This window comes from Pseudomonas sp. H1_A03 (genome assembly GCF_054685145.1).
In genome coordinates this window covers 5,360,600-5,385,864 of sequence record NZ_CP162829.1, presented here as the reverse complement: position 1 = coordinate 5,385,864, position 25,265 = coordinate 5,360,600, and the positions used below count along the sequence as shown (strand labels likewise).

Here is a 25,265-nt window from a genome sequence, read left to right as displayed (position 1 = left end):
CGCTATAGAATTGCCTCCTGGAACAGGCCTCACAACGAAGGATTGAGCATGACATTGACTGTCGAAACCCTACTCCAACTGGCCATGGCCAACCCCATCAACGCCGAAATCACCGCACGCCTGCCCGACCTCGGCGTGGACCAATGCATGCTCACCGCCGGCTGTCTGTTCCAGGCAGTGTGGAACCATCAAGCGAATCTTCCCGCCGCTCAGAGCGTGAAAGACTACGACGTCTTTTACTTCGACACAGACATGTCCTACGAGGCGGAAGATGTGGTGATTCGTTCGGCCGAGGCGCTGTTCCAGGACCTGGGCGTGAATGTGGAGGTGAAGAACCAGGCGCGGGTGCACCTTTGGTACGGCGAGCGGTTTGGTCGGCCCTATCCGCAGTTGCACTCGGCCAAGCAGGGCGTGGATCGTTACCTGGTGGCAGGTACGTGCATCGGCTTGGATATCGCGACGGGCGAGGTGTACGCGCCCTATGGGTTGGATGACGTGGAACACGGCGTGCTGCGCATCAACCCGCTGCATGCGGAGCCGGCGTTGTTCATGCACAAGGCCAAGAGTTATCAAGCGCGTTGGCCGTGGCTGAAGATTGTGGCGCCGGGTTCACCCCAGTAACCCTCCCAGCACGGCGCTGGCGGCCACCACCAACCAGGGCGGCAGCTTCCAGACCATCAGCGCCACCAAGGCGGCCAGTGCCAAGCTGAAGTCCAGCGCAGTGAAGATCGCGCTGGTCCACACCGGCTGATACAGCGCCGCCAGCAATAACCCCACCACTGCCGCGTTCACTCCGGCCAGCGCGGCCTGGGTGCGTGGGCTGCGGCGCAGGGTTGCCCAGAACGGCAGTGCACCCATCACCAGCAAAAAGGACGGGGCAAATATAGCCAGCAGCGCAATCACGCCACCCAGCCAGCCGTTCGGGGCATGGTTCATCGAGGCGCCAAGGAACGCGGCAAAGGTGAACAGCGGGCCGGGCACGGCTTGCGTGGCGCCGTAGCCCGCGAGGAATACGTCATTGTTCACCCAGTGCGGTGGCACCACTTCGGCTTGCAGCAACGGCAGCACCACATGGCCGCCGCCGAAGACCAGCGAGCCGGTGCGGTAGAAGGCATCTACCAAGGCCAGCGTGGGATTGGGCAACCAGCCGGCTAGAATCGGCAGGCCCGCCAGCAACACGAGGAACAGCCCTAGCCACAGGGCGCCCGCGCGACGGCTGATGGCGACCGGCAGCGCGTCAGGCTCGGCGCTCGGCTCACGTTTGAACAGCAGCAGGCCGGCCACGCCTGCGGTGCAGATCACCCCGACCTGGGCCCAGGCGGACGGTTCCAGCAGCGCCAAACACGCCGCAATCAGCATCAGTATCACACGCGCCAGGCCTTGGCACAGGGAACGCGCCATGCCCCAGACGGCTTGGGCGACCACCGCCACGGCGACCACTTTGAGGCCATGCAGCGCGCCGTCGGGGAGGGCGCTGCCATCGTGGGACAGGCCCAGGGCGAACAGGATCAGCGCGATGGCTGACGGCAGTGTAAACCCGGCCCAGGCAGCAGCGGCGCCACGGTAACCGGCGCGGGACAGGCCCAGCGCGATGCCGACCTGGCTGCTGGCCGGGCCAGGGAGGAATTGGCACAACGCGACCAATTCCGCGTAACTGCGCTCGCTCAGCCAGCGTCGCCGTGTGACGAACTCCTCGCGAAAATAACCCAGGTGCGCAATCGGGCCGCCGAACGAGGTGAGGCCCAGGCGCAGGAAGATCAGGAATACCGACCAGGGGCTGCCGGGATGATCAGCACAGGAATGGGCCAAGGGGTTAGGTCTCATGAGGGGTTGCGCCACCTTAGCGAATTTTGATGACGTGAAGAAGAGGCCTCTGTTTACGCCAATTGCAACGCGTGATGGAATTTTTGCGCGCGCATTTGAGTCATTGAAAGATGCACGGAGAAAGCCTTCCCATCACTGATACTGACGACAGCAAGGACAGACGATGACCTTTTTTATTTTCCTGCTGGCCTGCGCGGCGGCTGCCAGCACCGGCATCATTTTCAAACCAGGCGCCTGGTACGAATCCCTCGTGAAACCCAGCTTCACACCGCCCAATTGGTTGTTCCCGGTGGCGTGGACGATCATATACCTGCTGCTGGCCTGGGCCGGTTACCGCCTCAGCCTGATCCCAGGCAGCGAAATGGTGTTGGCCCTGTGGGCGGCGCAGATTGCGTTGAACACGTTGTGGACGCCGGTGTTCTTCGGCGCCCATCGCATCTTGGCCGGGATGGTGATTATTACCGTGCTGTGGCTCACCGTAGCGGCGATGGTGGTGTTGGCGGTGCGCCTGGACTTGATCACCGGCTTGATCCTGTTCCCCTACTTGGCGTGGCTGTGTGTCGCGGCGGCGTTGAATTTCTCGATCCTGCGGAATAACCGCTGATGGCCCATACGCTCTGGCCCGCCAGTGAGCCTGAACTGGCCGAGATGCGCCGTTTCAATCAAAAGCTCGCGTGGATGCCGCGCTTTAAAATCCGCAATCGGGTTACACCGCGTCTGATTCAGGTGCTGTTGCGCGTCAGCCAAAAGGTCAGGAAAGGGCCGGATGCTGAGTGCAAGGTGGTCGATTCAGTGCCCGTGCGCATCCTGCGGCCGAGCGGCAAACCCAAAGGCGTGGTGCTGGATATCCACGGCGGCGGCTGGGTGATTGGCAATGCGCAGATGGATGACGACCTCAATCTGGGTATGGTCAACGCGTGTGACGTGGCGGTGGTGTCGGTGGATTATCGGCTGGCGGTCGACACACCGGTCGAGGGGCTAATGGACGACTGCCTCGCGGCCGCGCGATGGTTGCTGGCCACGGATGAGTTTGCCGACCTGCCGGTGTTCGTCGTCGGCGAATCGGCGGGCGGGCACTTGGCGGCGGCGACACTACTGGCGTTGAAGCAGTGGCCCGATTTGCTCAAACGGGTAAGCGGGGCGGTGTTGTACTACGGCGTTTACGATTTGGCCGGCACCCCCAGCGTGCGCGCGGCGGGGCCCGAAACCTTGTTGCTGGATGGGCCTGGCATGGTCGAGGCACTGCGCATGCTGACGCCGGGGTTGAGTGATGACGAGCGTCGGCAGGCGCCGTTGTCACCGCTGTATGGCGACTTCGGCGGGTTGCCGCCGGCGTTGATGTTTGTGGGCGAGTTGGACCCGTTGAAAGATGACACCTTGTTGATCGCTGAGCAGTGGCCGGGGGCTGAGGCGCATCTGTTGCCGGAGTCGGCCCATGGGTTTATCCATTTTCCGGTGGTGATGGGGGCGGGCGTGCTTGCCTACAGCCGCCAGTGGATCAGTCAAAGAATGGACGGGGGAGTACTCAATCTTTCTTCGTCCGGGTAACCTTGCGCTCCCCCCATTCAAGCCAAGGACAGCACGTGAAGGTTCTTCAAGGATTCATCGGGTTATCGGCGCTGTATCTGCTGGCCGGCTGTGAGCAAGTCACCGAGAAGACACTGCGCTTCGACGCGCCCTACGGCTACTACGAGACGGCCTTCCGCCAGGACGTCACGGGCAAAGGCCAGTTGACCTGCAAGGTCGCCACCGACACCCAGGACCGTGGCGAAAAGTGGGTGCCTTCGGTCATTCTTGCGGCCGCCGAGGATGCTGCGGAAGACGATACGCTGTTCCTGTCCAGCTATACGCCCGCCGACAGCGACGAGCGGCTATTCGAGCTGCGCACGTTCAACAAGGCAAAGCCAGTCATCGATACCTTCTTCCATCGAGCTCCCGACCATAACGGCGTGTACACCCTACGGCTGACTTGGCAAGCAGATGGCACGATCGGCTATCAAGTCGAAAACGGCGGTGTCTGGGAAGAGAAGAAGCTTGTCGAGAAACCAGGGTTTGCCGTACGCCACGTGAGCGTGCATGCGTCGGGGATGAAGGGCAGTGCAGTCTGTGAGTTGCGCCAGTGAGTGGTACCTGTGACGTGAGGCCGTTGAAAGGCTGATTCATTGAACTAAAAACTTGATCAATGAGTCAGGTTAATCAGCTGCTCTTCTCTCATCATGAGGACTCCACCATGCGCCAATACACACTCAACTACCGATTCAACGAAGAATTGCGCACCCATGTGTTCGAATTCAAGCAGCCCGAATTGCCGGTGCATGAGGCGGCGTTGCACTTGCTGCAATTGCATTTCGGCGATGCCGAGAATGGCTTGATCCTGCCGCCTGCGGATGCGACGCCGGAGGAGATTCTGGAACAGGCGCAGGTGGTGGGAATCACGCAGATTGAGGTTGTATGAGCGAAAACCCTCGGATTCAGGCGGTCACGACTGCGGATATTCCTGACGTACTGAGGTTTGTGCTGCAGGCCCGCGCCGAGCTGTTCCCGAAGCTCAGTGCGGCGGGAATGCCAGCGGACCTGGCGCAATTCGAGGCGATCTATCTACAGGGCGATGGGCAGTTTCTAATCGCTCGGGAGGCGGGCCGGATTGTTGCGGCCATTGGTTACTTGCCTTACGACGGGCGTTTTGCGCAGTTGAATTACCAGGGCCGCAATACGGTGGAAGTGGTGCGTCTGTTTGTGCTGCCTGCCTATCGCCGCTTTGGTCTGGCGGGGGCGTTGTATGGGGCGCTGGAGGCAATGGCGAAAGCGGAGGGGGTTGAGGTGGTTTACCTGCATACCCACCCGTTTTTGCCGGGGGCGATTGATTTTTGGGTGCGGCAGGGGTTTGAAGTGGTGGATGTAGACGCGGACCCGGTGTGGCAGACGACGCACATGCAGCGACTGTTGTAGACGTGAAACGCCGCAAATCAATGTGGGAGCAGGCAAGCCAGCTCCCACATGTGTATTGTGTGAAGCCTCTAGTTCGGGCGCAACCGCAGTATCTGCACGCCATCAAACGGGTCTGTCAGGTAGTGCGCCTGCACCCCAAACGTCTCCTGCAAGCGCTGCGGCGTCAGCACTTCCATCGGCTTGCCCAGCGCCACCAACTGTCCACGATCCAGTACCGCCAGCCGATCACAGGTCAGCGCTTGATTCAGGTCATGCAGCGCAATCAATGTGGTCACCGGCAGCCCTTGCACCCCCTTCAAGATCGCCAACTGGTGCTGGATATCCAAATGATTGGTCGGCTCATCCAGTAGCAATATCTGTGGCCGTTGCGCCAATGCGCGGGCGATGTGCACGCGTTGGCGTTCACCGCCCGAGAGGCTGCGCCAGGCGCGTTTGCTCAGGTGAGTGGCGTCGACGTCATGCAAGGCCTGGTTCACGATGGCATCGTCTTCGCTGGACCACGGGCTCAGCGCCGACAACCACGGCGTACGGCCCAGCGCCACGGCGTCGAACACGCGGATGGCATCGTCCGTGTCAGCCTGTTGCTCAACCACGGCCAGTTGCTGTGCGATGGCGCGGCGGGACAGGTCGCCCAAAGGCTGGCCGCCCAACAATACTTCGCCAGATGCCGGCGCGCGCAAGCCTGCCAGCAGTTTGAGCAAGGTGGATTTACCGGAACCGTTTGGCCCGACAATCCCCAAGGTTTCACCCAGCTGCACGTCCAGGTGAATATCGCGTAATAACTCAGCCTCACGCACCTTGAAGCCCAACCCCGTGCAGCTTAAAACGCTCATCGCGCGTTCCTCCGGCCAATGAGGATCAGCGCAAACACCGGCGCACCGACCAGCGCCGTGACCACGCCGACCGGAATCACCTGGCCTTTGATCAGCGTGCGCGACAGCACATCCGCTGCAATCAAAAACAGCGCGCCGCCGAGCGCGCTGGCCGGCAGCAAGCGTGAGTGCCCGGTGCCGAGCAACAGACGCACGGCGTGGGGGATCACCAGCCCGACAAAGCCGATGGCGCCGACAATCGACACCATCACCGCCGTCACCAGTGCCGCGCAGCCCACCAACACAAACTGCACGCGGCGCACGGGGATACCGAGTGACGCCGCCGAGTCACTGCCAAAGGTGAACGCATCCAGCGCCCGACGATGCCACAGGCACACCGCCAAGCCCACGACCGCCACCGGCACCGCCAACCACACCGACGGCCAGCGCACGCCGCTGAGGTTGCCCAACAGCCAGAACATGATGCCGCGCGCCTGTTCGGAGCTGGCCGACTTGGTGATCAGGAACGCGGTAAGCGCATTGAACAGCTGCGATCCGGCAATGCCGGCGAGGATGATCTGGCCGGTGCCGCTCGACGAACCGCTGGCGCGCGCCAGCAGAATCACCAGGGCAAACGCCGCCACCGCGCCGACAAACGCACCCGCCGACAACGAAATCAGCCCGCCGCCCACGCCCATCAGCGCCACCAGCACCGCGCCAGTCGAGGCGCCGGCGCTGATGCCGAGCAAGTACGGATCGGCCAACGGGTTGCGCAATAACGACTGCAGGATCACCCCGCACGTCGCCAGCCCCGCACCGCACGCGGCGGCTACCAGGGCACGCGTGAGGCGGTAGTTCCACACCACGCCCTCATCGATCGGGTCCAGCACATAGCCGGCCGCCCACAGTTTGTTGGCGAGTACCTGGAGCACGACCTGCGGCGAGATGGCGGTTTCACCGATGGCCACGCCGGCGAGCAGGGCGATCAGTAGCAAGGCCAGGGCAACTAGGGTCCGGATCAGGCTGGCAGTCATTTGTGCAGGTCGTAGCCGTCGATGGCGGCCGCCAGTTGTTCAAGGCCGTCGAACGTACGAATGCTGGCCTGCAGCGCCATGGCGTCGAGGATGATGATGCGGTTGTTTTTCACCGCGTCCATGTTGCGCGTGACCGGGTCGCTGCGCAAAAAGGCCAGTTTCTTTTCATGGTCGTCAGCCGGGTAACGGCGCCGGTCCATGCGTGCGATGACCAAAAAGGTCGGGTTGGCCTTGGCGATGGTTTCCCAGCCGACGGCGGGCCACTCTTCATCGGACTGCACCACGTTGGAAAGGCCGAGGGTTTGCAGCATGAACTCGGGAATGCCTTTGTGGCCGGCCACGTACGGGTCGCTGGCCATCTCGGAACTGGAGAACCACACCAACGCGCTGGCGTGCTTGAGGCCTTTGCTTTGCACAGTGGCGACCGACTTGGCCAGGCGCGCCTTGAGTTCGTCGTTCAATTGTTCGCCGCGGTCCTGTACGTCGAAAATCTGCGCCAGTTGGCTGATGCTTTTATAGATCGTCGCGATGCGGAAAGGCTCCAGCCGCGTGCCATCGGCGCCCACCAGGTTGTCTTTGCCTTCGCAGTCGGAGGGCAGCAGGTAGGTAGGGATCTTCAGCTCATGGAATTGCTCGCGGGTGCCGACCACGCCTTGTGGCCCGACCACCCATTCCAGCTCGGCGGCTACCAGTTGCGGGCGCTTGGCGATCACCGCTTCGAAGCTCGGCTCGTTGTTGGCCAGGCGCTCGATGCTGTCGTTCTGCGCCTTGAACTGCGGCAATACGCTGTTGAACCACAACGAAGTGCCCACCACCTTATCGCCCACGCCCAGCGCGTAAAGCATCTCGGTAGCCGCCTGGCCAATCGTCACGCTGCGCGCGGGGGCCTGCTGGAAGGTCAGGCGGCTGCCGCAGTTTTCCACGGTCAGTGGGTAGTGGGTGGGCGCGGCTTGGGCCAGGGCACAGAAGCTGACGCCGGCGAGCAGGGCGGTGACGCGTGGCAGCATGGGGCAATCTCCGAGTGAACCGTACGTGGAACTGGGGAGGTACGGTTCGGAAACACACCCTTGGGCACTGTGGTGGAGACAGGCAAGCGTGTCCTTCCCGGACACCCCGCCGGTTAGTGATTGAGCTTAAGCCGGCAGGTCTCCTGACTGATGCGTCGTCGCCACGCTCCAGCCTTCCCGGACGTGATCCAGTGGCATTAAGGAGCAGGCTCAGCACCTACAGTTGCGGGGGCAGTTCCGATTGGCGCGGGTGTAGCGCGCTTCGGATTCCCTATTAGTCCCGTTTGGGAACCGGCGCGGTATGGTAGTCGATCAGGCACCTTAGCGGGAGCTCCAAATACTCGAGGCGTGAACACGGTGGTAGCTCTCGCGGAGTTCGTCATCCTATGATGCGCATCCCATGGATAGTCTTCACACAAGGAAAGCACAGTGAAATCATTAATCGTCCTCGCCCTTATCGCCACGCTCGCCGGTTGCGCCACGCAGGGCAAATCTGAAAAGCAGATTCTTGACGAGGCCGCCACCGCGTACGTCAAGTCGATGCCCGCCGGCTCGGACAAGCTCCGTTTGCACACGATGAGCATCCCCAAAACCGGTTTGTTTGGCGATACGCTGGCGATTGCCATGGCCAGTGATCAGAACGCCGCCCACCTCAGGGGCGAATTGCTGAATGCAAAACGCATGGGCGATGTGTTCTTTTTGATTATCGGCGCCGGCAGCCCAGTTGACGTTGCTGTGATCAGCAAAGCGGTCGAAGGGCAGGATTTGAACGGGATGCAGATTTACTACTCGGGCACCGATGCACAAAGAGACACAGTGCGTGCGGCCGTTGAAAAGACCCAGGCGCAATTTCATTACATCAATGCGCAATGACTACTCGCACTTAGAGCCGTCTGGGCAAACTGGCGCTGTTGTTCCGCGTCTAGGCCGATGTTGGACGGAGTCGGCCAATCACCGCAGATCAAAATGTGGGTGTTGGCTTGTCGAACCGCTGCGATAGCCAGAAGTATCTACACATCTTGAGCGAGCGCTCTGCGTAGCAGCTGTCGAGCCCTGGCGAGGCTGCGTCAGCGGTGTGTCAGACAGACCGCAAACGCAGCCTCGCCAGGGCTCGACAGCTGCTACGCACTTTCACATTGAAAATATGTAGATACCTGTGCCGCCGTCTTCGCAGGCAAGCCAGCTCCCACACTTGATGTACGTCGTCCGTTCGGTCAGAGACGAATGTCTTCCGGACCTTGTATCAGCGCTTCAATCCGCGTGCCGGTGGCGCGTTCTTCGTTGCTGAAGCCGTCGTAGTCGGCGAGGTTGGCAAAACGGATGCCGGTCAGCCGTTCTATCTGGACCACACTGCGTTGGTAGGTCCTGAGCTGGCCAAACACCAGCTCGAGCTGGCCCAATTCGCGGTTCTGGTCAATCATGTAGGCACTCGTGCGAGGCTTGCCGTCGTCACCGAGGTAGGCGACGACTTTCCAGAAGGCCTTGGGAATTTTAACGCTCCGGTACACACGGTCGTCGTCGGCAAACACCGGCCCGGTAAACACGGTGGCGCGGGCTTTCCAGCGTTGGGTGTTATCGAGAATATAGTCTTCGAGCTCCAGCCAGGTCTTCTGGTTGAACCCACTCATCTGCGGCGAGCAGTTGGTGAAGTGGAATGTGTCGAAGTTGGCGATTTTCGCCTCGTCGCCCCAATTGGGGTCCTGTCGGCGTACCAGGTGGCCGCGATCAAGGCCATTGCTGGCGTAGAGGTCTTCGCCCACCTGCGCGTCGATGGGCAGGCGGCCATCGTAGGCCCAGATGTCGTTGCTACGGGCAACGTCCACATGCAGCCCCCCGTCGATATTGGCGCCCACGTACAGCGCGAGGCGCCTTGAGCGTGACATCGTCACCGAGAAGTGCGTGTAGTCCAGGCGGTCGCCGCCCTCTTTCAGCGTCTGTACATCATCCGCAATCGCGTCCTCAACGGTGGGCCAGGGCACCACGAAGCTGCCGAGAAAATCCTCGGCGTAGCCGCTCCGGTCCTTGAAATCCTTGGCCGCAGTGACGCGTGGCGTCGCCGCCCTGGCCTCCAGCAGAGTGGGGCTCGGCGCGAGCAGCGGGCGCAGGTAGGCGAGCCGTGGGCGGTACGAAAGGTCGATTTTGGTTTTGCGTGCGGGCATCGGTCAGTCCTCCTTGGATAAACACGACTGCAACATAGGTTAATGACAATTGATGACACGCGTTGATCCCAGGGGGCTATCCTGAGTCGATACCCGGACGTTGTCACATGCCAAATGGAGCCAGCCAATGTGTGTTCGCCAGCAGCATCGCAATCCGATTTTCTGCCTGATCCCGCCCTACATGCTCGACCAGATCGCCCGCAACGGTGATAAAGCGCAGCGGGAAATCGCGTTGCGCACCCGCGCCAAAGACAGCACGTTTCGCTCGCTGCGTATGGTCGCGGTGCCCGCCAAAGGGCCCGCTCACATGGCCCTGGCCATGGGCGCAGGCAAGCGGCGTTCGATCTACAGCGCCGAGGGCACCGACAGCCTGCCGGGAACGCTGGTCCGTGGCGAAGGGCAGCCCGCCAGCGGTGATGCGGCGGTGGACGAGGCCTACGATGGCTTGGGCGCCACCTTTGATTTTTTCGAGCAGGTCTTCGACCGCAACTCCATCGATGATGCCGGCATGGCATTGGACGCGACCGTTCATTTTGGCCAGAACTACAACAATGCGTTCTGGAACTCGGCCCAGATGGTGTTTGGTGATGGCGATGAGCAGTTGTTCAATCGCTTCACAGTGGCGCTCGACGTGATTGGCCATGAGTTGGCCCATGGCGTCACCGAGGATGAGGCCAAGCTGATGTACTTCAATCAGTCCGGCGCGTTGAACGAGTCGCTGTCGGACGTGTTCGGCTCACTGATCAAGCAATATGCACTGCAGCAATCGGCACAAGACGCCGACTGGCTGATCGGCAAGGGGCTGTTTACGCCAAAGATCAAAGGCACCGCCCTGCGCTCGATGAAAGCCCCCGGTACCGCGTTTGACGACGAACTGCTGGGCAAGGACCCTCAGCCTGGGCACATGGATGATTTTGTGCAGACCTACGAGGACAATGGTGGGGTGCATATCAATTCCGGCATCCCCAACCATGCGTTCTACCAAGTGGCGACGAAGTTGGGCGGGTTCGCCTGGGAGCGCGCCGGGCGTATCTGGTATGACGCGTTGCGCGATGCGCGGCTGCGGCCCAACTCGGGGTTTCTGCGCTTTGCGCGCATCACCTACGATATTGCCGGCCGACTCTACGGCGCGAACAAGGATGAGCAGAAGGCGGTCAAGGAAGGTTGGAAAGCGGTCGGCATTTCGGTCTGACGTGAGGAACAACCATGCAGATTTCGATCAAGGAAAACGGCGGACCGGCGTTTTTTCCCGGCTTGGCCCAGCCTCGTACGGTAAAGCTGGACGCTCTGCCTGAGCAGGATCAGCAGGAGTTGCGGCAACTGATCGCGGCTTCAGACTTTTTTCAGTTGCCGCAGAGCACCGTTCCGGAGTCCGGGAAGCCAGGCCAGGTGCATTACACCCTGACCGTGACAGAGGGCCAGCGCGAGCACACGGTGTGCGTGCTGGCGCCGGTGAAGTCCCAGGCACTGGACGGGCTGGTGCAGTGCGTGCGCAGGCATATTCGGTGTTGAGGCCGTTTTAGGTCTGCTGCGCAGTCCAGCGGGAGCAAGCGCCTTCGCCACAGGGAGTGCTCGGCTTATTTGCGGTCCAGCCACACGGTTTGCGCGTTGCAGAATTCGCGTACGCCGAAGTGCGACAATTCGCGGCCGAACCCACTTTTTTTCACGCCGCCGAACGCCACCCGAGGGTCGGAAACGCTGAAGGCGTTGACGAAGATCCCGCCGGTTTCCAACTGGTTGGCGATATCGCGTGCCTTCGCCGGGTCGGTGGTGAAGATGCTGGCGGTGAGGCCGAACTCGCTGTCATTGGCCAGGGCCACGGCGTGGTCGGCGTCGCGGGCGGTGATGATCGAGGCCACGGGGCCGAACAGTTCCTGCTTGAACGAGGTCATCTGGTCGGTGACGTCAGCCAGTACGGTCGGTTCGTAGAAGTTGCCGGCGCCGGGTACTTTGTGACCGCCCAGCAATAGGGTTGCGCCTTCTTCCAGGGTGGCCTGGACCTGGCCGTGCAGCTCGTCGCGCAAGTCAAAGCGGGCCATCGGGCCAATATAAGTGGCGGCTGAGGTGGGGTCGCCCATCGCCAAGGCGCGGCTGGCCTCCAGGAATTTGGCGGTGAATGTTTCCACCACGCCGGCCTCGATGATCAGGCGCTTGGCGGCGGCGCAGACTTGGCCGCTGTTCTGGAAGCGGCCGATCAGGGCGGCTTGCACGGCGGCGTCGAGGTCGGCGTCGTTGAGTACGATGAACGGGTCGGAGCCGCCGAGTTCCAGCACGCATTTTTTCAGTGCAGCGCCGGCCTGGGAGCCAATGGCGATGCCGGCACGCACGCTGCCGGTCAGGGTAACGGCGGCGATGCGTGGGTCGGCGATGGCTTTGGACACGCCTTCGTTGGCCACGTTGATCACTTCGAACAGCCCTTCGGCGAAGCCAGCCTTTTTAAACGCTTGTTGGATCAGATAGGCGCTGCCCATTACGTTCGGTGCGTGTTTGAGCACGTAGGTGTTGCCGGCAAGCATGGTCGGCACGGCGCCGCGCAGCACTTGCCATACGGGGAAGTTCCACGGCATGACGGCCAGGATAGGGCCGAGCGGGCGGTATTCGATCTGGGCGCTGCCGTTGTCCACCAACGTCGGTTCCGGGGCGAGCATGGCCGGACCGTGGGCGGCGTACCATTCGCTGAGTTGCGCGCATTTTTCGATTTCGGCACGGGCTTGGGCGATGGGTTTGCCCATTTCCAGGGTGATGGTCTGGGCCATTTCTTCGGCTTGGTCACGCAGGGCGTTGGCCAGGCTCAGCAGCAACTCGGCGCGCTGGCTCACTGGCTGGCGGCGCCAGGTGCGGAACGCGCTGGTGGCCCGATCGAGGGCGGCGTCCAGTTGCTGATGGGTTTCGTAGGGATAGCTGCCAACGGTTTCGCCGTTGGCCGGGTTAATCGAGAGGGCATGGGTGGTTGCGTTCATGGCGCCGTCCTGCTGAATGAATACGTTGAGTTCAGCCTACGGGGCTATCTCTTTTCTGGAAACTGAATAATATTAAGCAATACGTTCACGATTGGAGAATGATGTGGATCTGGTGCAGCTGGAAATCTTCAAGGCCGTTGCCGAGCAAGGCAGCATCAGCGCCGCCGCGCAGTTGATTCATCGGGTGCCGTCGAACCTGACCACGCGCATCAAGCAACTGGAGCAGGACCTGGGCGTGGAATTGTTTATCCGCGAGAAAAGCCGCTTGCGCCTGTCGCCGGCCGGCTGGAATTTCCTCGGCTATACGCGGCGCATCCTCGACCTGGTGCAGGAAGCCCGCGCGACGGTGGCGGGGGAGGAGCCCCAGGGCGCGTTTGCCCTCGGCTCGCTGGAGAGCACCGCGGCGGTGCGTATCCCGGCGTTGCTGGCGGCGTATAACCAGAAGCACACCAAGGTTGAGTTGGACCTGAGCACCGGGCCATCGGGCACGATGATTGAAGGCGTGCTGTCGGGACGGTTGACGGCGGCGTTTGTTGATGGCCCGGTGCTGCACAGCACCCTTGAGGGCGTAGCGGTATTTGAAGAAGAGATGGTGGTGATTGCGCCGCTGCATCACGCGCCGATTACCCGGGGGCAAGAGGTGAACGGCGAGAACATCTACACCTTTCGCTCGAACTGCTCGTACCGACACCACTTTGAGCGCTGGTTCTCACAGGACGGCGCGGTACCGGGCAAGATCTTTGAGATCGAGTCCTACCACGGCATGCTTGCCTGCGTCAGCGCCGGGGCCGGGGTGGCGCTGATGCCGCGCAGCATGCTGGAAAGCATGCCGGGGTTTGCGGCGGTGAGTGTGTGGCCGCTGACGGAGAGTTTCCGGATCTTGCACACCTGGCTGATCTGGCGCCGGGGCACGGTGTCGCAGAGTTTGAACAGCTTTGTGAAGTTGCTGGAGGAACGCGCTTTGGTAACGCAGTAGATCGAATGTGGGAGCTGGCTTGCCTGCGATAGCCACAGATATCTACACATTTTCAATGTGATAGTGCGTAGCAGCTGTCGAGCCCTGGCGAGGCTGCGTTTGCGGTCTGTCTGACACACCGCTGACGCAGCCTCGCCAGGGCTCGACAGCTGCTACGCAGAGGGCTCGCTCAAGATGTGTAGATACTTATGCTGCGATAGCATCAACTCGTTTTGCCTGATACACCGAGGTGCTGGCATCGCAGGCAAGCCAGCTCCCACATTTGATCGCTATCAGCCGCCGAATTGCAGGGTGCCCATCGCCAGTTTTGCCATTAACGCGGTCGCACCCAATTGCACCAGCCACAGTGCCAGGCCTCCGAGGAACACGCCGAGCGCTACCTGCAACACCAAGCTCTTCTGGCGCTTGGCTTGCGGCGCGCGTGGGGTGAAGTGGTCCAGCTCGTCGCGGTCGGCACGCAGGTCCAGGTCATCGTTTCTCATAAGGCTCTCACAGCAAAGGGGCAATCAGGGTTCAGTCTAGGGGAGCAGGGCATTTTCTGACAGGCATTAAAAAGGGAAGCCGTAGCTTCCCTTCTTGCGGCGCCGCCAGGTTATAGAACCTGAACAATCGCCGTTGTGACCGCATCAATGTTCGACTGGTTCAGCGCCGCCACACAGATACGCCCGGTATCCAGTGCGTAGATCCCAAACTCGGTGCGCAAGCGGGTGACTTGCTCAACGGTCAGGCCGGAGTAGGAGAACATCCCGCGCTGGCGGCCGACAAAGCTGAAGTCCTTGCCCGGAGCAGCCTTGGCCAGCTCGGCGACCATCTGCTCGCGCATGCCACGGATGCGCAGGCGCATTTCCGCCAGTTCGGCTTCCCACTGGGCGCGCAGCTCAGGGTTGTTCAGCACCGCTGCAACAATCGCCGCGCCGTGGGTCGGCGGGTTGGAGTAGTTGGTGCGGATCACACGCTTGACCTGGGACAGGATGCGCGCGCTTTCTTCCTTGGAGTCGCCAACGATGGACAGCGCGCCCACACGTTCGCCGTACAGCGAGAACGACTTGGAGAACGAGCTGGACACAAAGAAGGTCAGGCCCGAATCAGCGAACAGACGTACGGCAGCGGCGTCTTCGTGGATGCCGTCGCCAAAGCCCTGGTAGGCCATGTCGAGGAACGGCACCAGGTTCTTGGCCTTGACCACGTCCAGCACGTTCTGCCAGTCGGCCGGGCTCAGGTCGACGCCGGTCGGGTTGTGGCAGCAGGCGTGCAGCACCACGATGGACTGTGGCGGCAGGGCGTTGAGGTCTTCGAGCAGGCCGGCACGGTTTACGTCGTGGGTGGCGGCGTCGTAGTAGCGGTAGTTCTGCACCGGGAAACCTGCGGTTTCGAACAGGGCGCGGTGGTTTTCCCAGCTTGGGTCGCTGATGGCGACAACGGCGTCTGGCAGCAGTTGCTTGAGGAAGTCGGCGCCAATTTTCAGGGCGCCGGTGCCGCCAACGGCCTGGACGGTCACAACGCGACCCGCAGCCAGCAGTGGCGACTCAGCACCAAACAGCAGGGTTTGCACGGCCTTGTCATACGCCGCGATGCCGTCGATCGGCAAGTAGCCACGGGCGGCGTGTTGCGCCACGCGAATGGCTTCCGCTTCGGCAACGGCACGCAAGAGTGGAATCTTCCCCTCTTCGTTGCAGTAAACGCCCACGCCAAGGTTGACCTTGGTGGTTCGTGTATCGGCGTTGAATGCTTCGTTGAGGCCCAGGATAGGATCGCGTGGTGCCATTTCGACAGCGGAGAACAGGCTCATTTTGCGGCAGCTCTATGGGGGAAGGGAGGGACGTGTCGCGCTCCAGCCGAATGCACTAGAGCGGTGCACAAACGGGGAGCTAGTATAGAGGCCATCACGGCTGAGGGCGACAGCCGAAACGGCTTTTCGGCCAAGTTTTTCGGTTTATTTGCTGACCGTTAGTCTTATTGCAACAGGGATCGGAAGGGTCGCGTAGGACGATTGCCTTGAAACCCGGCGCACTCGCCACCACTTCTATGGCTATCATGGTTTTTTCCTACTATCCGCTCTGAATCTTCGCGGGTGGTGGTCTATTTCGTCCTCGACGGGTTTACAGTCTGGGGTGACTACACGAGGTATGTTATGTCGGATTTCCAACTCGTCACCCGCTTTGAACCCGCTGGCGATCAGCCGGAAGCCATCCGCCAGATGGTCGAGGGCATCGAAGCCGGCCTGGCCCACCAGACGCTGCTCGGGGTGACAGGTTCGGGCAAGACCTTCAGCATCGCCAACGTGATCGCGCAGATCAACCGGCCCACCCTGGTACTGGCGCCCAACAAGACCCTGGCCGCGCAGTTGTATGGCGAGTTCAAGGCGTTCTTCCCGAATAACGCGGTGGAATACTTCGTTTCCTACTACGACTACTACCAGCCCGAAGCCTATGTGCCGTCCTCCGATACCTTTATCGAGAAGGACGCGTCGATCAACGACCACATTGAGCAGATGCGGCTGTCGGCGACCAAGGCGCTGCTGGAGCGCAAAGACGCGATCATCGTCACCACGGTGTCGTGCATCTACGGCCTGGGCAGCCCGGAAACCTATTTGAAGATGGTGTTGCACGTTGATCGCGGCGACAAACTCGACCAGCGCGAGTTGCTGCGTCGCCTGACGAGCCTGCAATACACGCGCAACGACATGGACTTTGCCCGTGCCACCTTCCGCGTGCGCGGCGATGTGATCGATATTTACCCGGCGGAATCCGACCTGGAAGCGATCCGCATCGAACTGTTTGACGATGAAGTCGAGAGCCTGTCGGCCTTCGATCCGTTGACCGGCGAGGTAATCCGCAAGCTGCCGCGCTTCACGTTCTATCCGAAAAGCCACTACGTGACCCCGCGCGAAACCCTGATGGGCGCCATCGAGGGCATCAAGACCGAGTTGGCCGAGCGCCTGGAGTACCTGCGTTCCAATAACAAGCTGGTGGAAGCCCAGCGTCTTGAGCAGCGCACCCGCTTCGACCTGGAGATGATCCTGGAGCTGGGCTACTGCAATGGTATCGAAAACTACTCGCGCTATCTCTCGGGTCGTGATTCCGGGCAGGCGCCGCCCACACTATTTGATTACTTGCCGGACGACGCGCTGTTGGTGATCGACGAGTCGCACGTCAGCGTGCCGCAGGTCGGCGCGATGTACAAAGGTGACCGCTCGCGTAAAGAAACCTTGGTGGAATACGGTTTCCGTCTGCCGTCGGCGCTGGATAACCGGCCAATGCGTTTTGACGAGTTTGAGAGCATCAGCCCGCAGACGATTTTTGTCTCGGCCACGCCGGGTAATTACGAGGCCGAGCATGCGGGCCGTGTGGTTGAGCAGTTGGTGCGCCCGACGGGGCTCGTCGACCCGCAAATCGAAATCCGCCCGGCGCTGACCCAGGTCGATGACTTGCTCTCGGAGATCGGCAAACGCGTGGCCCTGGAAGAGCGGGTGCTGGTCACTACGCTGACCAAGCGCATGTCTGAAGACTTGACCGACTACCTGGCTGACCACGGCGTGCGCGTGCGTTACCTGCACTCGGACATCGATACGGTGGAGCGCGTGGAGATCATCCGCGACCTGCGCCTGGGCACCTTTGATGTGCTGGTGGGGATCAACCTGCTGCGTGAAGGTCTGGACATGCCGGAAGTGTCGCTGGTGGCGATCCTCGATGCGGACAAGGAGGGCTTCCTGCGTTCCGAACGCTCGCTGATCCAGACCATCGGCCGCGCGGCACGTAACCTCAATGGGCGGGCGATTCTCTACGCGGACCGCATTACCGGTTCCATGGAGCGGGCGATTGGCGAGACCGAGCGCCGCCGCGACAAACAGATTGCTTTTAACTTGGAGCATGGCATCACGCCCAAGGGCGTGTTCAAGGACGTTGCCGACATCATGGAAGGCGCCGTGGTACCGGGCTCGCGCAGCAAGAAGCGCAAGGGCATGGCCAAGGCTGCCGAGGAAAGCGCCAAGTACGAGAACGAACTGCGCTCGCCGAGTGAGATCACCAAGCGCATTCGGCAATTGGAAGAGAAGATGTACCAGTTGGCGCGGGACCTGGAGTTTGAGGCGGCGGCGCAGATGCGGGATGAGATTGGTAAGTTGCGTGAGCGTCTTTTGGCTGTTTGATCTGCGCTGACAGGACTGGCCTCATCGCAGGCAAGCCAGCTCCCATATTTTGATTTGTGAATACAGTCAAATGTGGGAGCTGGCTTGCCTGCGATGGCCGCGCCTCGGTCTCCCTGATTCACCCAGGCTGGAGCCCAACCACCCCAGGCTGTTACCATTCCCCCCTTGTTTCAATTTTCAGCTTTATCGCCCATTCGAGACCTGCCATGACCACCGTCCGCACGCGCATTGCGCCATCGCCTACTGGGGATCCCCACGTCGGCACTGCTTACATCGCCTTGTTCAACTACTGCTTTGCCAAGCAGCACGGCGGTGAATTCATCCTGCGGATCGAAGACACCGATCAACTGCGCTCTACCCGTGAGTCGGAACAGCAGATTTTCGATGCCCTGCGCTGGTTGGGCATTACCTGGGCGGAAGGCCCGGACGTTGGTGGCCCCCATGGCCCGTATCGCCAGAGCGAGCGCAGCGACATCTACAAGCAGTACACCCAGCAATTGGTCGACATGGGTCATGCGTTCCCGTGCTTCTGCACCGCCGAAGAACTGGACCAGATGCGCGCCGAGCAACAGGCCCGCGGCGAAACCCCGCGCTACGACGGCCGTGCGCTGCTGCTGTCGAAAGAAGAAGTCGCCCGCCGCCTGGCCGCTGGCGAACCGCACGTTATCCGCATGAAAGTGCCGAGCGAAGGCGTGTGCGTGGTGCCGGACATGCTGCGCGGTGACGTCGAAATCCCGTGGGACCGCATGGACATGCAAGTGCTGATGAAGACCGACGGCTTGCCGACGTACTTCCTCGCAAACGTGGTCGACGACCACCTGATGGGCATCACTCACGTGCTGCGCGGTGAAGAATGGCTGCCGTCGGCGCCGAAACTGATCCTGCTCTACGAGTACTTCGGCTGGGAACAGCCGCAGCTGTGCTACATGCCGCTGCTGCGTAACCCGGACAAGAGCAAGCTGTCCAAGCGCAAGAACCCGACCTCGGTGACCTTCTACGAGCGCATGGGCTTCATGCCGGAAGCCATGCTCAACTACTTGGGTCGCATGGGCTGGTCGATGCCGGACGAGCGCGAGAAGTTCTCGCTGCAGGAAATGGTCGACAACTTCGACCTTTCCCGCGTGTCTCTGGGCGGGCCGATCTTCGATATCGAGAAGCTGTCGTGGCTTAATGGCCAATGGCTGCGTGACTTGCCGGTGGAAGAGTTCGCCAGCCGCGTGCAGCAGTGGGCGTTGAACCCTGAGTACATGATGAAGATCGCGCCGCTGGTGCAGGGCAGGGTGGAAACATTCAGCCAGGTCGCACCGTTGGCCAGCTTCTTTTTCGCGGGTGGCGTGAACCCGGATGCCAAGCTGTTTGAGTCCAAGAAACTCTCCGGTGATCAGGTTCGCCAGTTGATGCAATTAATCCTGTGGAAGCTCGAAAGCCTGCGCCAATGGGAGAAGGATGCGATCACCGCGACCATCCAGGCGGTGGTGGAGTCCCTGGAATTGAAGCTGCGCGACGCCATGCCTTTGATGTTTGCCGCGATCACCGGGCAGGCCAGTTCGGTGTCGGTACTCGATGCGATGGAAATTCTCGGCCCGGACCTGACGCGTTTCCGTCTACGCCAAGCCCTTGATTTGCTTGGTGGTGTGTCGAAGAAAGAAAACAAAGAGTGGGAAAAACTGCTGGCTGCTATCGCCTAAGCAGGCTGCTGTAACGGTGAAACCCCGGTTTTCCGGGGTTTCACCGGTAAGTGATTGTTATCCCGGCAAAAAACTTTGGAAATTGTTGAAAATAAATTTGACACACTTCTAAACCGCCATTAAGATTCGCCCCGTCCTCACCGATGAGGGGCTATAGCTCAGCTGGGAGAGCGCTTGCATGGCATGCAAGAGGTCAACGGTTCGATCCCGTTTAGCTCCACCAATTTACAGGTTCAAGGTCTGGCCACACCGTCCTTGAGTTGATGTACAGAAGGTTTTGTCCCCTTCGTCTAGTGGCCTAGGACACCGCCCTTTCACGGCGGTAACAGGGGTTCGAGTCCCCTAGGGGACGCCAGTTTCAACAAGCAGTTCGAAAGGTCTGCTACGTCGAGAGACGAAAAATCCGGGGCTATAGCTCAGCTGGGAGAGCGCTTGCATGGCATGCAAGAGGTCAACGGTTCGATCCCGTTTAGCTCCACCAATTTTACAGGTTCAAGGTTGCGGTCACTCGGCCCTTGAATCGATCAGTTCTCAGCGCTGATCAGTGTATAGAAGGTTTGTGTCCCCTTCGTCTAGTGGCCTAGGACACCGCCCTTTCACGGCGGTAACAGGGGTTCGAGTCCCCTAGGGGACGCCACGATTACCCGCTCTGCGGGATTTTTAAGGGTCATTCAATTATTGAATGGCCCTTTTGTTTGTCTGGCGTTTGGCCAATTCCTCTCTCAATTCCCTTTATATCTTCTGACCAATGGTCACGCCTGTCGCTTGCCAAATATTATTATGGTAATAATATTCAACCCATGAACATCGGAGGCAATGATGAGCGATAAAAAAGCGCAAACCCGCGAACGCATTCTGCAGGCTGCCAGCGCCGCGTTGATCCAGCGTGGCCCGGCAGAACCAAGTGTGGGTGAGGTCATGGGGGCCGCGGGGCTGACCGTCGGTGGTTTCTACGCGCACTTCGAAAGCAAGGACGCGCTGATGCTGGAGGCCTTTACACAGTTGCTGGCCAAGCGTCGCGCCTCGATCGACGACATCGATCCACAGCTGACCGGGGAAGAGCGCAGAAGCCTGGTGGCGGCGTTCTACTTGTCGCGCAAGCACCGTGACTCAACCGCCCAGGCATGCCCGATCCCGGCCACGGTGGGCGAAATGAGCCGTCTGCCGGATGAGTTCCGCCAGGCACTTAATGAGCACTGCGAGTTGATGGCTGCGCAGCTCGCCGCCAGCCCTGAAGACACTGACAAAGCCCTGGCTGACATGGCGCTGATGATCGGTGGCCTGGCCCTGGCCCGCGCGCTGGGTCCTGGTGAATTGTCTGACCGTGTGCTGCGCGCCGCCAAGTCGGCGGTGCGCTAGAAGAGGGCTCTCATGATGGGCACGCTAACCTGGACTCGTCGCTTCAACGGTACGCTGGGACACCTCGCTCCGCAAATGGTGGCCAATAAGATGCGTCGCGCCTTCATGACGCCGCGCCATCTACCGCCGCGCGATTGGGAGCTGCCGCTGCTGGCGCAATCGGAGCGCATTACCTTGCGTTTCGGTTTGTCTGCCTTGCGTTGGGGCCAGGGGCCTGCGGTGTTGTTGATGCACGGTTGGGAAGGGCGGCCCACTCAGTTCGCGAGCCTGATCACTGCGTTGGTCGACAATGGTTATTCGGTGATTGCCCTGGACGGTCCCGCCCATGGCCGTTCGCCGGGGCGCGAAGCCCATGTGCTGCTCTTTGCTCGCGCCATGCTTGAGGCGGCGGCAGAGTTGCCGCCGCTGCATGCCGTGATCGGCCATTCAATGGGCGGTGCCAGTGCGATGCTGGCAGTGCAGTTGGGCTTGCGTACCGAGGCGTTGGTGAGTATTGCCGCGCCGTCACGCTTTCTGGATGCGCTACGCGGCTTTACCAAGATGGTCGGTTTGCCAGCGCGGGCGCGGTCGGCGTTTATCCAGGAGGTCGAGTTGACGTTCGGCATGCCGCTCAAACACTTGGATGTGGCCCACTACCAGATGAATATCCCCGGCCTGATCGTGCATGCCGAAGACGATACGTTCGTCCCGGTCAAGGCGTCGCAAGCCATTCACGAAGCCTGGTTCGACAGCCGCCTGCTGCGCCTGGAGCAGGGCGGTCACCAGAAAGTGCTGGCCGATCCACGGGTGATCGACGGTGTGCTGGCATTGCTGGCCGGCTGCTGTCTACAGGAGCGGCAAAGCGCCTGATACACTCCTCCCGCCGACATTAATCGACTGGAGCAAGGCATGGGCTGGGATTTGGCAACGCCGTTTATCATCGATCTGCAGGTCGCCCCTGAAGACATCGACGGCCTGGGGCACGCCAATAACGCGGTGTATGTGTCTTGGCTGGAGCGCTGCGCCTGGCGCCATTCCCAGCGCCTGGGGCTGGACCTGACCGAATATCGTCGACTTGACCGCGCCATGGCCGTGGTGCGGCACGAGATCGATTACCTGGCCGCAGGCTACGAAGGCGATGAGCTGCAACTGGCCACCTGGATCGTCGACTGGGACCAACGCCTGAAGATGACCCGGCGCTTCCAACTGGTACGCCCGCGTGACGGCGTCACTTTGTTGCGCGCACACACCACCTTTGTCTGCATCGAGCTGTCCAGCGGCAAGCCCAAGCGCATGCCCGCGGAGTTTCTCGACGGTTATGGCCCCGCCCTGACAGGGGGTTAACGGTTGCTGTGGGAAACCCAGTAAACTGCGCCACGATTTTTGTTGAGTGTTTTCCATGCAAATTGCTTTGGCGCCCATGGAGGGGTTGGTCGACAACATCCTGCGGGACGTGCTGACCCGAGTCGGCGGTATTGACTGGTGCGTGACCGAGTTCATCCGCGTCAATGACCGCCTGCTCACCCCTGCGTATTTCCACAAGCTCGCCCCGGAACTGCTGCACGGTGCCCACACCGCCGCGGGCGTACCGCTGCGCGTGCAATTGCTCGGCTCCGACCCGGTGTGCCTGGCCGAAAATGCGGCCTTGGCCTGCGAATTGGGTTCGCAGGTCATAGACCTGAATTTCGGCTGCCCAGCCAAGACCGTCAACAAGTCGCGCGGTGGTGCGGTGCTGCTCAAGGAACCGGAGCTGCTCAACCAGATTGTCGAACACGTCCGTCGCGCTGTGCCTGCCCATATCCCGGTAACCGCCAAGATGCGCCTGGGCTTCGACAGCCCGGACGGCGCCCTGGTTTGCGCCACGGCCCTGGCGGAAGGCGGCGCTGCGCATATCGTGGTGCATGCACGCACCAAGACCGATGGCTACAAACCGCCCGCCCACTGGGAGTGGATCCCGCGGGTGCAGGACGTGGTCAAGGTGCCGGTGTTCGCCAATGGCGATATCTGGAGTGTCGACGACTGGAAGCGTTGCCGCGAAATCAGCGGCGCCGAAGACATCATGCTGGGCCGCGGCCTGGTCGCGCGTCCTGACCTGGCACGGCAGATCGCTGCGGCGCGGGCGGGCGAGGACGTGGTTGAGATGACTTGGGCAGACATGCAGCCCATGCTCCAAGACTTCTGGACCCAGTCAGTGGCGCAACTGACCGAGCGCCAAGCGCCGGGGCGTTTGAAGCAATGGCTAGCGATGCTCACCCGCAATTACCCTGAAGCGGTGGAGTTGTTTACGTTGATGCGTAGGGAAACTGATCTGGAGCAGGTCGGACGTTTGCTGGGTATGCCCAGCCAGCGTGAGCGGTCGATGGCGTTGCAAGATTAGGTTTACATATATAAGTGTTTCATCTTTTGCTGTAAGGGGCGCCGAAAGGCGCCTTTTTTTGTCTGAAAAATAACGGTGTAGCGACAATGCGCCCTGTTCAGGGCAGTGTTCAGCCTGGATGGCGCTTGGAGGGTTGCCATGTTGTCGCGAGATATATGCAAATAAGCATGAGTGTAGGGTTCGACTGCTACGAGGTTTTAACAGGTTGGCCTTGATGGAAGGGTGTTGAAGTACTTGCGTGCGCGTTAGTTAGCATAAGTTGCGCGCATCAAAAAGGTTTGTTGTTTTCCTGAAGTTACTTTCTGTCAGGGTGTTGCCTTTAGTGTCATATCTTGAGGCGCGCAGGCCGTACACCTTCGCGGTTTTATACTGGATGTCCATAGGCTAAATGCTCGACTGGTTATTTGGTTTCCTTATATAAGCCTCGATTTTTCGGAACTCGTTGCCGTTTCGCCCCACGAATCTTTCGAGTTTGTCGAACTCACCGTTGATTCACACTCCACATCAATAACTCGCTCTCCTGTCAGCGCAGGGTTGAGCGTGGTCTAAGGAATAGAAATATGTCTAATGTATCGACCAAACCGTTTGTGCCAATGAACGCAGAATATGCACACCTTAGTCAGCCGTCCGTACAGGTGAATAAACCGCTCGAACTATCTCCGGCGGCGGACAATGTAAGTAAGTTTCTGAAAGACAGCAGCCCGGCGCCAAAAGAAAATAATCTGACCGTTAATAAAGAATCGCTGGAAAAGTTGTTCGCCATGTTTGAGTTTGCGGTCAAGGCGATGCGAAGCATGCTTGCGGGTATGGGCGTACTGCCCAAGATGCCCGGTGAACTGGATGCTCAATCCCAACTGAAGCCTGGCCCTGATCCAAAGGTCGTTGCAGATACAAATGGTAAACCCAAGATCGAGCCGCAAACGGATGCCAGGACGCCGGTGAAGCCTGGCTCTGATCCTAAAGTCATTGCAGATACAAGCGTTAAACCCAAGATGGAACCGCAAACGGATGCCAGGACGCCGGTGAAGCCTAGCTCTGATCCTAAAGTCATTGCAGATAAAAGCGTTAAACCCAAGATGGAACCGCAAGTGGATGCCAGGACGCCGGTGAAGCCTGGTCCTGATCTTAAAGTCGTTGCGGATACGAACGTTAAACCTGGGATCGAGCCGCTTGCGGATGCCAAGACACCGGTCAAGCCGGGCCCGGACGTGAAGGTAAAGCCGGATGGGCAGACCCAGATGACCATGACACCTGACGGCAAGCTCGCCGCAAAACCGACTATGACTTCAGTCACTGATACTGCGCAAAATAATAAGTTGTCTTCCGAAATCAATGTGACGGTGCAGGTCCAGGGCTGTCACTGCCCCCATACAGGCGAAAAAATTGCGCCACAGCCCGTGCTCATCCCTAAGGTCGATGTGCAGCCCGCGCTACCGGCATTGGTCACGCCAAAGGTCGATGCCCAACCCCAGTCGCCAACAGTGGTGAACCCGAAGGTCGATAAACAACCGTCGCTGACATCAACGGTCATTCCGAAGCTCGATACCTCGCCGTTGCTACAGCCTCAAGTCACTCCGGCGACCGTTAACAAACCCGAACCCAAAGCGCCTGCAACGCCGGTCGAACCTAACACTACCACGGCTGATCCGAAGCCTGAGACCCGGCCTGCTCCGGACCTTACAGCCCCCGCACCGGATGACTTGGTGAACGATTCCAGCAGGCACTCCCGGAGCCGATTCGACGACCATCGCGCTGCCAGGCCAAGCCTGCGTTCACGTTTCTGAGCCTGCTGTCTTGAAGCGTTGAACATAAATGTCCGTTCCCTGACCCGTTAGGTCAGGGAACACTCAAAGAGATTTGAAGCATGTCATCAATAAGCCATAGCCACGCTACGCAACCCACTATCAATCCTTACCGGGCACCTGACTATTCTGTTCGTGCCTCGTGTGATTCAGGGCTCCAGAATAACGTTCGTACCGCACCACCAGCCCCCC

Annotated in this window: 25 protein-coding genes, 4 tRNA genes and 1 riboswitch; of the genes, 21 read left to right on the top strand and 8 right to left on the bottom strand. The window is 60.4% G+C overall.

Annotated elements, in window-relative coordinates:
• Positions 1-48 precede the first annotated feature (48 nt).
• The gene (locus AB4O35_RS24880) at positions 49-621 is read left to right on the top strand and encodes a nucleotidyltransferase family protein (protein WP_065880867.1); all 573 of its coding nucleotides are present in this window, start codon (positions 49-51) and stop codon (positions 619-621) included.
• Here AB4O35_RS24880 and chrA read toward each other — a convergent pair.
• On the bottom strand, positions 610-1,824 hold the full coding sequence (gene chrA / locus AB4O35_RS24875; protein WP_065880868.1) for a chromate efflux transporter: 1,215 nt from the start codon (positions 1,822-1,824) through the stop codon (positions 610-612). The two genes, AB4O35_RS24880 and chrA, sit on opposite strands and share 12 nt — an antisense overlap.
• Positions 1,825-1,987: 163 nt before the next feature.
• On the opposite strand from chrA, the gene tspO reads away from it, so the two are divergent.
• The 5 genes from tspO to AB4O35_RS24850 all read left to right on the top strand — a co-directional run bounded on the left by tspO (position 1,988) and on the right by AB4O35_RS24850 (position 4,773).
• Entirely contained in the window at positions 1,988-2,428 is a 441-nt protein-coding gene (gene tspO, locus AB4O35_RS24870) for a tryptophan-rich sensory protein TspO (protein ID WP_065874148.1), read from the top strand.
• Positions 2,428-3,372: an alpha/beta hydrolase fold domain-containing protein gene (locus AB4O35_RS24865; RefSeq protein ID WP_065880869.1), complete on the top strand. Its 945-nt coding sequence runs from the start codon at positions 2,428-2,430 to the stop codon at positions 3,370-3,372. Before tspO ends, AB4O35_RS24865 begins: the two co-directional genes overlap by 1 nt.
• Positions 3,373-3,407: 35 nt before the next feature.
• On the top strand, positions 3,408-3,947 hold the full coding sequence (locus tag AB4O35_RS24860) for a dsRNA-binding motif domain-containing protein (protein ID WP_256533076.1): 540 nt from the start codon (positions 3,408-3,410) through the stop codon (positions 3,945-3,947).
• A 107-nt stretch (positions 3,948-4,054) separates the two neighbouring features.
• Complete coding sequence (locus AB4O35_RS24855) at positions 4,055-4,279, top strand: hypothetical protein (protein ID WP_065874145.1); 225 nt, start codon at positions 4,055-4,057, stop codon at positions 4,277-4,279.
• Complete coding sequence (locus tag AB4O35_RS24850) at positions 4,276-4,773, top strand: GNAT family N-acetyltransferase (protein WP_065880870.1); 498 nt, start codon at positions 4,276-4,278, stop codon at positions 4,771-4,773. Before AB4O35_RS24855 ends, AB4O35_RS24850 begins: the two co-directional genes overlap by 4 nt.
• Positions 4,774-4,841: 68 nt before the next feature.
• Here AB4O35_RS24850 and AB4O35_RS24845 read toward each other — a convergent pair whose 3' ends face one another.
• The 3 genes from AB4O35_RS24845 to AB4O35_RS24835 are packed head-to-tail and all read right to left on the bottom strand — an operon-like array spanning position 4,842 to position 7,626.
• Positions 4,842-5,606: an ABC transporter ATP-binding protein gene (locus tag AB4O35_RS24845; protein ID WP_065880871.1), complete on the bottom strand. Its 765-nt coding sequence runs from the start codon at positions 5,604-5,606 to the stop codon at positions 4,842-4,844.
• On the bottom strand, positions 5,603-6,619 hold the full coding sequence (locus AB4O35_RS24840) for a FecCD family ABC transporter permease (RefSeq protein ID WP_065880872.1): 1,017 nt from the start codon (positions 6,617-6,619) through the stop codon (positions 5,603-5,605). Before AB4O35_RS24840 ends, AB4O35_RS24845 begins: the two co-directional genes overlap by 4 nt.
• Entirely contained in the window at positions 6,616-7,626 is a 1,011-nt protein-coding gene (locus AB4O35_RS24835) for an ABC transporter substrate-binding protein (protein ID WP_065874138.1), read from the bottom strand. Before AB4O35_RS24835 ends, AB4O35_RS24840 begins: the two co-directional genes overlap by 4 nt.
• 116 nt (positions 7,627-7,742) lie before the next feature.
• Positions 7,743-7,937: riboswitch (cobalamin riboswitch) on the bottom strand.
• A 118-nt stretch (positions 7,938-8,055) separates the two neighbouring features.
• Here AB4O35_RS24835 and AB4O35_RS24830 point away from each other — a divergent pair.
• Positions 8,056-8,499: a hypothetical protein gene (locus AB4O35_RS24830; RefSeq protein ID WP_065890602.1), complete on the top strand. Its 444-nt coding sequence runs from the start codon at positions 8,056-8,058 to the stop codon at positions 8,497-8,499.
• Between the two features lie 341 nt (positions 8,500-8,840).
• On the opposite strand, the gene AB4O35_RS24825 is transcribed toward AB4O35_RS24830, so the two are convergent.
• On the bottom strand, positions 8,841-9,785 hold the full coding sequence (locus AB4O35_RS24825; protein ID WP_065946356.1) for a DNA/RNA non-specific endonuclease: 945 nt from the start codon (positions 9,783-9,785) through the stop codon (positions 8,841-8,843).
• Positions 9,786-9,912: 127 nt separating this feature from the next.
• Here AB4O35_RS24825 and AB4O35_RS24820 point away from each other — a divergent pair, with 127 nt between their 5' ends.
• Together AB4O35_RS24820 and AB4O35_RS24815 are read left to right on the top strand one after the other, a co-directional pair.
• Positions 9,913-10,977 carry a M4 family metallopeptidase gene (locus AB4O35_RS24820; protein ID WP_065880875.1) on the top strand — a complete coding sequence of 355 codons (1,065 nt, stop codon included), beginning with the start codon at positions 9,913-9,915 and terminating at the stop codon, positions 10,975-10,977.
• Positions 10,978-10,991: 14 nt separating this feature from the next.
• Complete coding sequence (locus AB4O35_RS24815) at positions 10,992-11,297, top strand: protealysin inhibitor emfourin (RefSeq protein WP_065880876.1); 306 nt, start codon at positions 10,992-10,994, stop codon at positions 11,295-11,297.
• Positions 11,298-11,362: 65 nt separating this feature from the next.
• Here AB4O35_RS24815 and AB4O35_RS24810 read toward each other — a convergent pair whose 3' ends face one another.
• Positions 11,363-12,745: an aldehyde dehydrogenase family protein gene (locus AB4O35_RS24810; RefSeq protein WP_065874132.1), complete on the bottom strand. Its 1,383-nt coding sequence runs from the start codon at positions 12,743-12,745 to the stop codon at positions 11,363-11,365.
• A gap of 103 nt (positions 12,746-12,848) precedes the next feature.
• Between AB4O35_RS24810 and ptrR the strand changes: the two genes are divergently transcribed.
• Positions 12,849-13,721, top strand: a complete 873-nt coding sequence (gene ptrR, locus AB4O35_RS24805; protein WP_065874131.1) for a putrescine utilization regulator PtrR — start codon at positions 12,849-12,851, stop codon at positions 13,719-13,721.
• Positions 13,722-13,993: 272 nt separating this feature from the next.
• On the opposite strand, the gene AB4O35_RS24800 is transcribed toward ptrR, so the two are convergent.
• Complete coding sequence (locus AB4O35_RS24800) at positions 13,994-14,203, bottom strand: hypothetical protein (protein ID WP_038442076.1); 210 nt, start codon at positions 14,201-14,203, stop codon at positions 13,994-13,996.
• Between the two features lie 110 nt (positions 14,204-14,313).
• Complete coding sequence (locus AB4O35_RS24795; RefSeq protein ID WP_065946357.1) at positions 14,314-15,510, bottom strand: amino acid aminotransferase; 1,197 nt, start codon at positions 15,508-15,510, stop codon at positions 14,314-14,316.
• A 342-nt stretch (positions 15,511-15,852) separates the two neighbouring features.
• Here AB4O35_RS24795 and uvrB point away from each other — a divergent pair, with 342 nt between their 5' ends.
• The 11 genes from uvrB (at position 15,853) to AB4O35_RS24740 (ending at position 25,055) form a co-directional block, all read left to right on the top strand.
• Positions 15,853-17,868, top strand: a complete 2,016-nt coding sequence (gene uvrB / locus AB4O35_RS24790) for an excinuclease ABC subunit UvrB (protein WP_065880879.1) — start codon at positions 15,853-15,855, stop codon at positions 17,866-17,868.
• Between the two features lie 206 nt (positions 17,869-18,074).
• The gene (gene gltX / locus AB4O35_RS24785) at positions 18,075-19,556 is read left to right on the top strand and encodes a glutamate--tRNA ligase (protein WP_065874127.1); all 1,482 of its coding nucleotides are present in this window, start codon (positions 18,075-18,077) and stop codon (positions 19,554-19,556) included.
• A 147-nt stretch (positions 19,557-19,703) separates the two neighbouring features.
• Positions 19,704-19,779, top strand: a tRNA-Ala gene (locus AB4O35_RS24780).
• Positions 19,780-19,835: 56 nt separating this feature from the next.
• A tRNA-Glu gene (locus AB4O35_RS24775) sits at positions 19,836-19,911 on the top strand.
• A 50-nt stretch (positions 19,912-19,961) separates the two neighbouring features.
• A tRNA-Ala gene (locus AB4O35_RS24770) sits at positions 19,962-20,037 on the top strand.
• A gap of 80 nt (positions 20,038-20,117) precedes the next feature.
• A tRNA-Glu gene (locus tag AB4O35_RS24765) sits at positions 20,118-20,193 on the top strand.
• Positions 20,194-20,375: 182 nt separating this feature from the next.
• A complete protein-coding gene (locus tag AB4O35_RS24760) occupies positions 20,376-20,915 on the top strand; it encodes a TetR/AcrR family transcriptional regulator (protein ID WP_065874125.1) in 540 nt (179 codons plus the stop codon).
• A gap of 15 nt (positions 20,916-20,930) precedes the next feature.
• A complete protein-coding gene (locus AB4O35_RS24755) occupies positions 20,931-21,764 on the top strand; it encodes an alpha/beta hydrolase (protein ID WP_065890825.1) in 834 nt (277 codons plus the stop codon).
• A 39-nt stretch (positions 21,765-21,803) separates the two neighbouring features.
• Positions 21,804-22,238: an acyl-CoA thioesterase gene (locus AB4O35_RS24750; RefSeq protein ID WP_015884984.1), complete on the top strand. Its 435-nt coding sequence runs from the start codon at positions 21,804-21,806 to the stop codon at positions 22,236-22,238.
• Between the two features lie 55 nt (positions 22,239-22,293).
• The gene (locus AB4O35_RS24745; RefSeq protein ID WP_065874123.1) at positions 22,294-23,271 is read left to right on the top strand and encodes a tRNA dihydrouridine synthase; all 978 of its coding nucleotides are present in this window, start codon (positions 22,294-22,296) and stop codon (positions 23,269-23,271) included.
• Between the two features lie 560 nt (positions 23,272-23,831).
• On the top strand, positions 23,832-25,055 hold the full coding sequence (locus AB4O35_RS24740) for a hypothetical protein (RefSeq protein ID WP_065890605.1): 1,224 nt from the start codon (positions 23,832-23,834) through the stop codon (positions 25,053-25,055).
• Positions 25,056-25,265 lie beyond the last annotated feature (210 nt).